The organism is Dietzia cercidiphylli (assembly GCF_014145145.1).
Classification (GTDB): Bacteria; Actinomycetota; Actinomycetes; order Mycobacteriales; family Mycobacteriaceae; genus Dietzia; species Dietzia natronolimnaea.
Genome location: NZ_JAALEA010000415.1, coordinates 1 through 10,935, shown reverse-complemented (window position 1 = coordinate 10,935; position 10,935 = coordinate 1). Strand labels below are relative to the sequence as shown.

8 protein-coding genes are annotated in these 10,935 nt (G+C 69.6%); 5 read left to right on the top strand and 3 right to left on the bottom strand.

Features of this window, described 5'->3' with window-relative positions; all coding sequences use genetic code 11:
• The 3 genes from G6028_RS14250 to G6028_RS14240 form a co-directional block, all read right to left on the bottom strand.
• Positions 1 to 2,430 (bottom strand): (Fe-S)-binding protein (locus G6028_RS14250; protein ID WP_182659270.1); only part of this gene is annotated, 2,430 nt, incomplete at its 3' end.
• 173 nt (positions 2,431 to 2,603) lie between these two features.
• On the bottom strand, positions 2,604 to 4,199 hold the full coding sequence (locus tag G6028_RS14245; protein ID WP_182659269.1) for a S1 family peptidase: 1,596 nt from the start codon (positions 4,197 to 4,199) through the stop codon (positions 2,604 to 2,606).
• A gap of 114 nt (positions 4,200 to 4,313) precedes the next feature.
• Entirely contained in the window at positions 4,314 to 5,678 is a 1,365-nt protein-coding gene (locus tag G6028_RS14240) for a S1 family peptidase (RefSeq protein WP_182659268.1), read from the bottom strand.
• Positions 5,679 to 5,997: 319 nt separating this feature from the next.
• Here G6028_RS14240 and gdhA point away from each other — a divergent pair, with 319 nt between their 5' ends.
• From gdhA to G6028_RS14215, 5 genes are all read left to right on the top strand, one after another.
• Positions 5,998 to 7,344: an NADP-specific glutamate dehydrogenase gene (gdhA, locus tag G6028_RS14235; RefSeq protein ID WP_179523534.1), complete on the top strand. Its 1,347-nt coding sequence runs from the start codon at positions 5,998 to 6,000 to the stop codon at positions 7,342 to 7,344.
• A 377-nt stretch (positions 7,345 to 7,721) separates the two neighbouring features.
• Positions 7,722 to 9,575 (top strand): molecular chaperone DnaK, encoded by a 1,854-nt coding sequence (gene dnaK, locus G6028_RS14230; RefSeq protein WP_182659267.1) that lies wholly within the window; start codon positions 7,722 to 7,724, stop codon positions 9,573 to 9,575.
• On the top strand, positions 9,572 to 9,769 hold the full coding sequence (locus G6028_RS14225) for a hypothetical protein (protein WP_182659266.1): 198 nt from the start codon (positions 9,572 to 9,574) through the stop codon (positions 9,767 to 9,769). The genes dnaK and G6028_RS14225 overlap by 4 nt, the downstream gene beginning before the upstream one ends.
• Positions 9,766 to 10,383 carry a nucleotide exchange factor GrpE gene (grpE, locus tag G6028_RS14220; protein WP_179523531.1) on the top strand — a complete coding sequence of 206 codons (618 nt, stop codon included), beginning with the start codon at positions 9,766 to 9,768 and terminating at the stop codon, positions 10,381 to 10,383. Before G6028_RS14225 ends, grpE begins: the two co-directional genes overlap by 4 nt.
• Positions 10,384 to 10,503: 120 nt before the next feature.
• A partial coding sequence (locus G6028_RS14215; RefSeq protein ID WP_182659265.1) for a DnaJ domain-containing protein occupies positions 10,504 to 10,935 on the top strand: 432 nt, incomplete at its 3' end.

The following is a 10,935-nucleotide window of genomic DNA, read 5'->3' as shown; positions in this document are numbered from 1 at the left end:
GGCGGCCACCTCGGCGCCCTCGCCCTCGTCGATCACCGGGTTGTCCGGTGTTCCGGCGGGTTCGGCGACCGCGGTCCTGGCCTCGGCAGGCGTCGCGGCCTCGGCCTCGGCGGCCTCCTTCTCCGCGGACGTCTTCTCGCGCTTCGGCTGCTCCAGCCATGCGGCCTCGCGGGGCCCCGGCAGACCGCCGTCGCGGGTGACGGACTCCAGCAGGAGCTGGGCCACGTCCACGACCTCGACCTGACCCTCCAGTTCGGTGCCGTCGGTCTGCGCGGTGGCGCCGTCGGAGAGCATCACCCGACAGAACGGGCAGCCGGTGGCGATCTTGGTCGCCTTGGTCGACAGTGCCTCGTCGACGCGGTCGATGTTGATTCGCTTGCCGACCGTCTCCTCCATCCACATGCGCGCGCCGCCGGCGCCACAGCACATGGAGCGCTGGCCGTGGCGGGGCATCTCCGTGAGGGTCACTCCGGAACCGTCCATGAGCTCACGCGGGGCCTCGTAGACCTTGTTGTGCCGGCCGAGGTAGCACGGGTCGTGATAGGTCACGCCGCCGTCGATCGGGGCGACCGGCACGAGTCGCTTCTCCCGCACGAGACGGTTGAGCAGCTGCGTGTGGTGGACCACCTGGTAGTCGCCGCCGAAGTCGCCGTACTCGTTCTTCAGCGCGTTGAGGCAGTGGGCACAGGTCACGACGACCTTGCGCTGGCCGGTGGGCACGCCGTCGAAGGCGTTGTTCATGGTCTCGATGTTCTGCTCGGCGAGCATCTGGAACAGGAACTCGTTGCCCGCGCGGCGGGCGGAGTCACCGGTACAGGTCTCACCCTGGCCCAGGACGGCGAACTTCACGCCGGCCGTGTGAAGCAGCGTGGCGACGGCCTGGGTGGTCTTCTTGGCGCGGTCCTCGAAGGCACCGGCACAGCCGACCCAGAAGAGGTACTCGGTGTTCGAGAAGTCCTCGATGTCCGAGCCGATGACCGGGATGTCGAAGTCGAGGGTCTTCATCCAGTCATCGCGGCCCGAGTTGTTTTGGCCCCAGGGGTTGCCCTTGTTCTCGAGGTTCTTGAACAGGCCGGCGAGCTCGGTGGGGAACTCCGACTCGATGAGCACCTGGTAGCGACGCATGTCGATGAAGTGATCGACGTGCTCGATGTCCACCGGGCACTGCTCGACGCAGGCGCCACAGGTGGTGCAGGACCACAGGGCCTCCGGGTCGATGATGCCGGCGGCCATCGGGTCGTCGGACACGTCGGCGGTGGTGTGGCCGACCAGCGGGCGCTGGGCCTCGAGGCGGGCGGCCTCGGGGATCCTGGCCAGCTTCTTCTCGTCCGGGTTGCCCTCGGCGTCGACGAGTCCCGTCTCCTCGCCCATCGTGGTCTTACCGCCGGCGAGCAGGTACGGAGCCTTGGCGTGGGCGTGGTCACGCAGGGCCATGATCATGAGCTTGGGGCTCAGCGGCTTGCCGGTGTTCCAGGCGGGGCACTGCTCCTGGCAACGGCCACACTCGGTACAGGTGGAGAAGTCCAGCCAGCCCTTCCACGAGAAGTCCTCGATCGCGCCCGCACCCAGGACGGGCTCGAAGTCCTCGTCCGCCTCGGTGCGCTCCTCGATCTTCTCCATGGTCAGCGCCTCGCCGTCCATGGTCATCGGCTTGAGGGCGCCCAGCGCGGTGCGGCCGTCGGCCTCGCGCTTGAAGTAGATGTTGAAGAACGCGGAGAAGCGGTGCCAGGCGACGCCCCAGGTGATGTTGCGGCCGACGACGTACAGCCAGATCATGCCGGTGAGCAGCTTGATCAGCGCGAAGATGGAGACCATGAGCTCGTTGGCCGGCAGGACCGTGGAGATGGGGCCGGAGACCCAGTCGGTCGACCAGTGGAAGTCCTGGCCTTCGGCGCGGTACAGCGAGAGCTTGCCGGCCTTGACGAAGATCATGCCCAGGCCCTCGAGGAGGACGACGGTCTCCACGAAGTACGCGGCCCTGCGGTCGGAACCGTTGAAGCGGTTGAGGCCCCGACGCTGGTTGACCTGGCGGATGATGATGAGCACGGTGATGCCGATGACGGTGCCCAGGCCGAGGAATTCGTCGAGCCCGTGGTACCACGTCTGATCCGACAGCCACGGCCAGCCGCCGCGCGGGTTGAACGTCTGGATGTAGGCCTCGAACCAGACGATCGAGCCGAGCATGAAGCCGATCATGACGAACCAGTGGAAGAAGCCGACCGACCGCTTCCTGGCCATCCGGGTGTGGGCGGCCACCTCGACGAACGTGTTCTTCATCCGTAAGAACGGGGAGCCGAACCGGTTGAAGCCGTCCTTCTGGCCCAGCAGGATGCTCCGGACCATCCGCGATACGCCGCCGATGAATGAGGCCCAAGCAAATAAACTGAGCAGGACACCGATCGTCCCGAGAGTGATGGTCACGCCTGACATGGTTCGCGGCCTTTCGTCGCACTTCTCGACGCACGAGCACCTGACGACCCCAGGGGTGCCCGTCGACGGTCTTGTCGTTAAAGGTAAGCCACGCGGGCCCCGTCCCACGAGTTGAGGTTCCCCTTAGCGGAGTGCACTCGATTCGTGGGACGGGGCCCGCGGGTCGTTCTGGATCAGTTGGTGCGCAGCGTCAGACCGGGATGCGCGGCCAGGACGTCGGAGATCGGGACCGCCGACAGGCGCGGGACGTACCCGTTCTCCCTGGCCACGGCGTCGGCGTTGGCGCAGGTCCCGGTCTCGGCGACGTTGGAGGCGCTGGAGATCCCCAGGGCCTTGTCGCCCGAGAACACGACGCCGCCGCTGTCCCCGGGGAGGGCGCAGAGATCCACCGTGAACGCGTTGGCGATGGTGCGGGAGCCGGCGACGTCGATCATCGCGCCGACCTCGGAGACGGTGCCACAGGAGAAACCGGTCCGGAACCCTGTCTTGCAGGCCTTCTGTCCGACGACCGGGTCGGCTGTGCCGGTGATCGCCTGGGTGGTGTCGGGGCCGGCGCCGACCAGGTTGGTGCGGAAGCGGTCGGCGAGCTCCGGGTCGACGGCCACGAGCGCCGTGTCGATGCCGTCGCGCTGGGTCCGCGTCATGGTGCCGAACTCCTCGCCGTCGGCGAACGCGGCGCGGGTGCCGTCGGCGCCCGCACAGTGCGCGGCGGTGACGACGACGGGCGTGCCGTCGAGCTCGCCGTTGAACCCGGTGGAGCACTCGAGGATCCCGCCCGGGACCGCGACGGAGTAGGCGGTGCCCCCGGCGATGGGGCCGGTCGGCGCGGGGCCGTCGGCGCGTGTCTGGTTCTCGGGGACCGGGGTGACGGGGTCCGCCATCGTCTGGCTCATCCCGTCGATGATCGAGCCGGTGCCGGGAGTGAGACCGGACAGGAGCTCGACGATCGTCCGCATCGGGCCCTCGGGGATGACGCCGGTCTGGTTGAGCAGGGCCAGGCTGCCGAGCGATCCGGAGTTGCCACCGGTGGCGGTCGGGCCCGGTGCGCCGGCGCGGGTCGTGGCGGGTTCGAGCCCCTGGGTGGTCGGTTCGCCGTCGGACTGGGTCCCGCCCGCCTCACTGCCGAACGGTGCGGTGTCCCACGCGGGGTCGGGGGCCTCGGTCATGTCGATCTCGGCGAGGTCCTTCAGCCGGGCGGTGAGGTTGCCCAGCTGGGCGGCCTCCCCGCCGCGGGTGGCCACGACCACGGTGTTGCGGGTGGGGTCGACCCGCACCCCGGTGACGAGCGATCGAAGGTCCTCCGGGAGGTCGTCGACGATCTTGCCCACCTGTCGCTCGCGAGCGGTGAGCTCCTCGGTGGTCAGGGCCACGTCCTGCACGGTGAACCCGGCGTCGGTGGCCTCGGCACGCAGCAGGTCGCCGGCCTCCCCGGCGACCACGCCCACCAGGCCCGTGCCCTCCTCGTCCAGCCACACGCCGCCGAAGGAGTCGCGGAACGCCTTCTCCCACCGTGGGCGGGACTCGGCCAGTCGCTCACCGATCCCGGCCTGGTCCAGGAACTGCTCGGGGGTCAGTCCGAGATCCCGGCGCAGGGCCTCGACCAGCGAGGTCAACTGCGATCCGAGGGCCGCGTCGAGGGCGGGGAGCGCCTGCGTCGTCGAGGGCGCCGTGGGGGCGGGAGCAGGGGCGGGGGCCGCGCCGGCGGGAGTCGCGGTGACGACCAGGGCCGCGGCGGCGGTGAGGACGGCGAACTTCGAGGTGGTGCGCATGGTGGCCTTCCGTGATGCACGGTGGACGACTTCAGGTCGACCAGTTGCGGCCAAGATTACGGAGATGTGATTACTGAGTCCAGTGTGACACGTGTGATTAGTGGGATTGATGTGTCATGACGCGCCGACCTGGAGTCCCGGGAAGCGGGCCGAGATCGCACCGACGGTCACCCCGACCATCAGGGGGACCGCCCCGCGCGCGGCGAGATCGGTCCGGGCCACCCCGCAGCTCGGGTAGGGCTGGTCATAACGGTCGAAGGCGTTGGAGAGGCTCGTCACGGCCACCGCGCGGGTCTCGGAGAACACCACACCGCCACTGTCGCCGGCGATCGCGCACAGCTCGATCGTGACGTTCCTGACCCCACCCGGGGTCGCCGAGTCGATCCCGGACACCTTCCCGCACGTGTAACCGGTCTTCTGACCAAACTTGCAGAGGGTCTGCCCCCTGACCGGGGACTGCGTGCCCGACAGGGGGAGGGGTTGCGGACCGTCGGCCAGGACGTGGGAGTTCCGGAAACGTGGATCGTCCTCGGGGTCGACGGTGATCAGGGCCGCGTCGAGGGCCTCGTCGGCCTCTGCGGACGTGAACGTCCCGAGCCTCGGCGAGGTGCTGTCCTCCGACATCGTGCCGGGCCGGAACACGGGTCGTCCCGTCGCGGGGTCCGTGAAGGAGCTGCAGTGGGCTGCGGTGATGTTGACGACCCGTCCGTCGCGGATTCCGTTGAACCCGAGGGAGCACCAGTTGGCGACGGTGCGGGAGGGGGACAGGACGTACATGCGGGTTCCGCCCACCATGGAGTTCGGCAGCAGGGTGCCGGGGTCCGGGATCGTGGGGCTCTGGGTGTCGGGCAACGTCGCCGTCCCCGACCCGAGCGAACCCTGGGCGGGGCGGAAGCCTGCGAGGCGCACGCCCGCCCCGAGGTCGGCGGGGGGAGTCGGCGCGGCCCCCGAGTCCTCCACCACCACGGTGACGTCGCCGGTGGAGGGGTCCACGTCGATCGCGGTGACCCCGTCCCGCTCGGCCGGGGGCAGGGAATCCGCCCAGGCCTGTGCCCGCTCAGCCGTCTGGTCGAGTTGCCGGGCCGGCGTGGGTGCGGAGTACACCGTGAACCCGCGGGACCGGGCGTCGGCGATCAACGGCTCCGCCTGGTCGGCGCCCCGGACCACCGCGACCTGGCCGGCGGCTCCGACGATCCTGACGCCGGCGAAGGCCTCGGGGAACCGGACGGTGTAGTCGTCCGAGGCATCGGCCAGGCGGTCGGCCAGGACGGACTGGGTCCGGAAGCCGGCCGGGGTGGTGCCGACCTCCGCGAGCGCGTCCTCGAGGGACTCGTGCACGATCGCGGGTGTCGCGCGGGAGTCGTCCACCGCCGGGGCGCCGTCGCGTGGCTGGGCCTGGGCGGCGATCGGAGCCGCGACCACGACCACGGCGACGAGGGCGCCGATACTCCAGGTGCGGCGGCGGGGGAGGTGGCGCATGGGGGTCACTGTTCCTATCGGGACGGGAAGGGAACCGGCCGGGTCCGTGACCGTAGATCGTATGGCCGGATCCACGTCCGCGGGGAATTTCGCCCGGGGTGGTCCGCCGCGGGTCCGGGCGCGGCCTGGATCGGTGGTGGAAGCGGACAGACGCTAGGCTGCGGCACGGCGGCGACGCGGTTCCGGCCGTGACACCGGCCTGCGGAACCTCGGTCCGAGGTGTCGCCCGAGGCGGGTGGTCCGCGTACACGTAGTCCCCAGCCCTCACGCCGCAGCCCTCAGATCGCCCCCAAGACCGCAGCCCCTGACCGGAGGTCCCATGTCCGACGCCGACGCCGCACTGCACGATGCGCTCGAGTCCGTGGTGGCCCGCAACCCCGGGCAGAAGCTATTCCGACAGGCCGTGCACGAGGTGCTCGAGTCGCTCGCCCCCGTGGTCGCGCAGCATCCCGAGTACGTCGAGGGCGGGATCCTCAAACGGATCGTCGAACCCGAACGAGTGGTGTCCTTCCGCGTGCCGTGGGTCGACGACTCGGGAGTGATCCAGGTCCAGCGCGGCTTCCGGGTCCAGTTCAGCTCCGACCTGGGTCCGTACAAGGGTGGTCTGCGGTTCCACCGGTCCGTCGACGAGGACACCCTCAAGTTCCTCGGCTTCGAGCAGGTCTTCAAGAACGCGCTCACGGGCCTGGGGCTGGGAGGTGGCAAGGGCGGCTCCGACTTCGACCCCCACGGTAGGACCGACGGCGAGGTGATGCGCTTCTGCCAGTCGTTCATGGCCGAACTCGCCCATCACATCGGGGCGGACCTGGACGTGCCCGCCGGGGACATCGGCGTGGGCGGCCGCGAGATCGGCTACCTGTACGGCCAGTATCGGAAGATCACGGGCCGGAACGAGGCGGGGGTGATCACCGGCAAGGGGATCGGCTACGGCGGGTCCTGGGCGAGGACCGAGGCCACGGGCTACGGGCTCGTCTACTACGTCCGCGAGATGCTCCGCGAGACCGACTTCAGCCTCGACGGCTCCCGCGTTGTCGTCTCCGGGTCCGGGAACGTGGCCCTCTACGCGGCCAGGAAGGCCACGCAACTCGGAGCCACCGTCGTGGCCTGCTCCGACAGCTCCGGATACGTGGTCGACGAGAGGGGCCTCGACCTGGACCTTCTCGCCGACGTCAAGGACGTCCGACGCGAGCGGCTCTCGGTCTACGCCGAGGAGCGGGGTGACTGCGAGTTCGTCGAGGGGCGTTCGGTGTGGGAGGTGAAGTGCGACATCGCACTGCCCTGCGCGACGCAGAACGAGCTCGACGGCGACGCCGCGCGGACCCTGGCGGGCAACGGGTGCCGCCTGGTGGCCGAGGGGGCCAACATGCCGTGCACCGAGGAGGCCGTCGAGGTGATCCGCGAGAAGGGCATCCTGTTCGGGCCCGCCAAGGCCGCGAACGCGGGCGGTGTGGCCACCAGCGGGTTGGAGATGCGCCAGAACGCCGGTCGGCTGCAGTGGGACTTCGAGCGCGTCGACTCCGAGCTCGACCGCATCATGACCAACATCTATGCCACCACGGCCGCGACCGCCGAGGAGTACGGGATGCCCGGCGACCTGGCGGCCGGGGCCAACATCGCCGGCTTCCGCCGCGTCGCGGACGCGATGCTCGCGCAGGGCGTCATCTAGCTCAGGTCGTCCGTTCCCCAGTCGGGAAGAGCGTTCCGCACGCATCGCCCGGGAGGCGGGTGTGCGGAACGGTCTTGTCGTTGAGGATGCGTGCGGGCGTGCGGGCGTGCGGGCGCGTGGATGGGCGCCACGTCGGATTGAGTCGGGTGGGCGCAGGTTTCCGCGTGATCTGGATCACCCCGGGAATGGATCGGGCCGGTCCCCAGTTGTACAGGGCGTCAAACCTCAGCGATCCGGACTCAACTTGGGTTGACGGCGCCACCGCCGAGAGGCAGGGTGGAGTCACTGATCCGAGCCTTGAGCCGGGTCTGCTGAACAACAGAGTTTCGGACCACCCCCCGTCCGCGCGGTAACGGCGCGGAGAGAAGGAGAACATCATGGGACGTGCAGTCGGTATCGACCTCGGCACCACCAATTCCTGCGTCGCCGTCCTCGAGGGCGGCGAGGCCAACGTGATCGCCAACGCCGAGGGGTCGCGCACGACCCCGTCGGTGGTCGCGTTCGCCAAGAACGGCGAGGTCCTCGTGGGCCAGCCGGCCAAGAACCAGGCGGTCACCAACGTCGACCGCACCATCCGCTCGGTCAAGCGCCACATCGGCACGGACTGGAAGTCGGACTCGATCGACGGCAAGAACTACACCCCGCAGGAGATCAGCGCGCGCACGCTCCAGAAGCTCAAGCGCGACGCCGAGTCCTACCTCGGTGAGGAGGTGACGGACGCCGTCATCACCGTCCCCGCCTACTTCAACGACGCCCAGCGTCAGGCCACCAAGGACGCCGGCCAGATCGCCGGCATGAACGTCCTGCGCATCGTCAACGAGCCCACCGCGGCCGCACTGGCGTACGGGCTGGACAAGGGCGACAAGGAGCAGACCATCCTGGTCTTCGACCTCGGTGGCGGTACCTTCGACGTCTCCCTGCTCGACATCGGCGACGGCGTCGTCGAGGTCCGGGCGACCTCCGGTGACAACCACCTCGGTGGTGACGACTGGGACCAGCGGATCGTCGACTGGCTCGTGGACAAGTTCAAGGCGCAGAACGGCATCGACCTCACCAAGGACAAGATGGCGCTCCAGCGTCTGCGTGAGGCCGCCGAGAAGGCGAAGATCGAGCTGTCGAGCGGTCAGTCCACCTCGATCAACCTGCCGTACATCACGGTCGACGCGGACAAGAACCCGCTCTTCCTCGACGAGACGCTGTCGCGCTCGGAGTTCCAGAAGATCACGCAGGACCTGCTCGACCGGTGCCGCAAGCCGTTCCAGGCCGTCATCAAGGACGCCGGGATCGCCGTGTCCACCATCGACCACGTGGTGCTCGTCGGTGGCTCGACCCGCATGCCGGCCGTGTCCGACCTGGTCAAGGAGCTGACCGGCGGCAAGGAGCCCAACAAGGGCGTCAACCCGGACGAGGTCGTCGCCGTGGGCGCCGCGCTGCAGGCCGGCGTGCTCCGCGGCGAGGTCAAGGACGTGCTCCTGCTCGACGTGACCCCGCTGTCGCTGGGCATCGAGACCAAGGGTGGCGTGATGACCAAGCTCATCGAGCGCAACACGACCATCCCCACCAAGCGGTCCGAGACCTTCACCACGGCCGACGACAACCAGCCGTCGGTGCAGATCCAGGTGTTCCAGGGTGAGCGCGAGATGGCGGCGCAGAACAAGCTGCTGGGCTCGTTCGAGCTCGCCGGAATCGCCCCCGCGCCGCGCGGCGTGCCGCAGATCGAGGTCACCTTCGACATCGACGCCAACGGCATCGTCCACGTGACGGCCAAGGACAAGGGCACCGGCAAGGAGAACACGATCATCATCCAGGACGGCTCGGGCCTGTCCAAGGAGGAGATCGACCAGATGATCAAGGACGCCGAGGCCCACGCGGAGGAGGACCACAAGCGCCGCGAGGAGGCCGACGCCCGCAACCAGGCCGAGTCCACGATCTACCAGACGGAGAAGTTCGTCTCGGAGAACGAGGACAAGGTCCCCGCGGACAAGAAGGAGTCCCTCCAGGCCGCGATCGCCGAGGCCAAGACCGCACTCGAGGGCTCGGACGTCGACGCGATCAAGGCCGCCGTGGAGAAGGTCAACACCGAGGCCCAGGCCGTCGGCCAGGCCATTTACGAGGCCGCCGCGGCAGAGGGTGCCGAGGCCGGCGACCCCACCTCCGAGGGTTCCGCTGACGACGACGTCGTCGACGCCGAGGTCGTGGACGAGGACGAGCCCAAGGGGGACGACAAGTGACCGACGCGACCGGAATCCCCGATCCCGGCGACCCGGAGGCCACCGACGAGGAGGCCGTGGACGAGAAGTTTGTCCAGGACGCCCCCGTCGCCCCCGAGGCCGAGATCGTGGCCGAAGGTGCGGCCGGCGTCGAGCCCGACGAGGTCGAGGCGGCCGCAGAGGACGACGAGACAGCCAGGGGTGAGTTCCAGTGACCACACCACACGCTGACGGTCCGGAGACGGACAAGGCCGCCTGGGCGGGCGGTGACGCGCAGGACGTGGCCGCCGCGCAGGCGGTGGACGACAAGACCGGCGCCGCTCCGTCGGAGGCGGTGGAGGGCGAGATCGTCGAGGACGACCCCGCCCCCACCACCGACGGCGCCGCCGGCGACCGGTCGTCCGACGACGACGCCACGTCGGCGCTGCAGGCGCAGCTCGACGAGCGGACGGCGGACCTGCAGCGCGTGTCGGCGGAGTTCGCCAACTACCGCCGCCGCGTCGAGCGGGACCGACAGGCCATCATCGACACCGCCAAGGGCTCGGTCCTCACCGAGCTCCTGACGATCGTCGACGACCTGGAGCGGGCACGGGCGCACGGGGACCTGGAGGAGGGGCCGCTCAAGGCCTTCGCCGACCGGGTCCACGCGGTCCTGGCCTCCCAGGGGGTCGAGTCCTTCGGCGAGGAGGGCGACGCGTTCGACCCGTCCGTCCACGAGGCCGTGCAGGACGAGTCGGAGGGCTCCGAGCCCGTGCTGGGCACGATCCTGCGCAAGGGCTATCGCCACGGCGAGCGGACCCTGCGGTCGGCGATGGTCACCGTCCGCTGATCCGCTCGTCCTCCACCGCCGCCGGTGTGCGGTCACCCGCACACCGGCGGTCGAGGTGGAAAAGTGAGATTTCGGGTAAGTAGGAACTGATCAGGAACCGATAGGGAAAGGAGGCGTCTGGTGAGTCAGCGCGAATGGGTCGAGAAGGACTACTACGCCGAACTGGGCGTCTCCAAGTCCGCCACGGCGGACGAGATCCGCAAGGCGTACCGCAAGCTCGCGAGCGACAACCACCCGGACAAGAACCCGGGGAACAAAGCCGCCGAGGAGAAGTTCAAGCGGGTCGGCGAGGCCAACAGCGTCATCGGCGACCCCGCCAAGCGCAAGGAGTACGACGAGTTCCGGGCGCAGGTGTCCTCCGGCGGGTTCGGCGGATTCGCGCCTCCCGGTGGGGGCCGATACACCACCACCGGCGGTGACTTCGACATCGGCGACCTCTTCGGAGGGGCCGCGGGTGCGGGCGGAGCCGGTGGGGCCGGGGGCTTCTCCGATCTCTTCGGCGGCCTGTTCAACCAGGGCGGCGGCCGCGGCGGCGGGGCCGGCGCGGGCCGC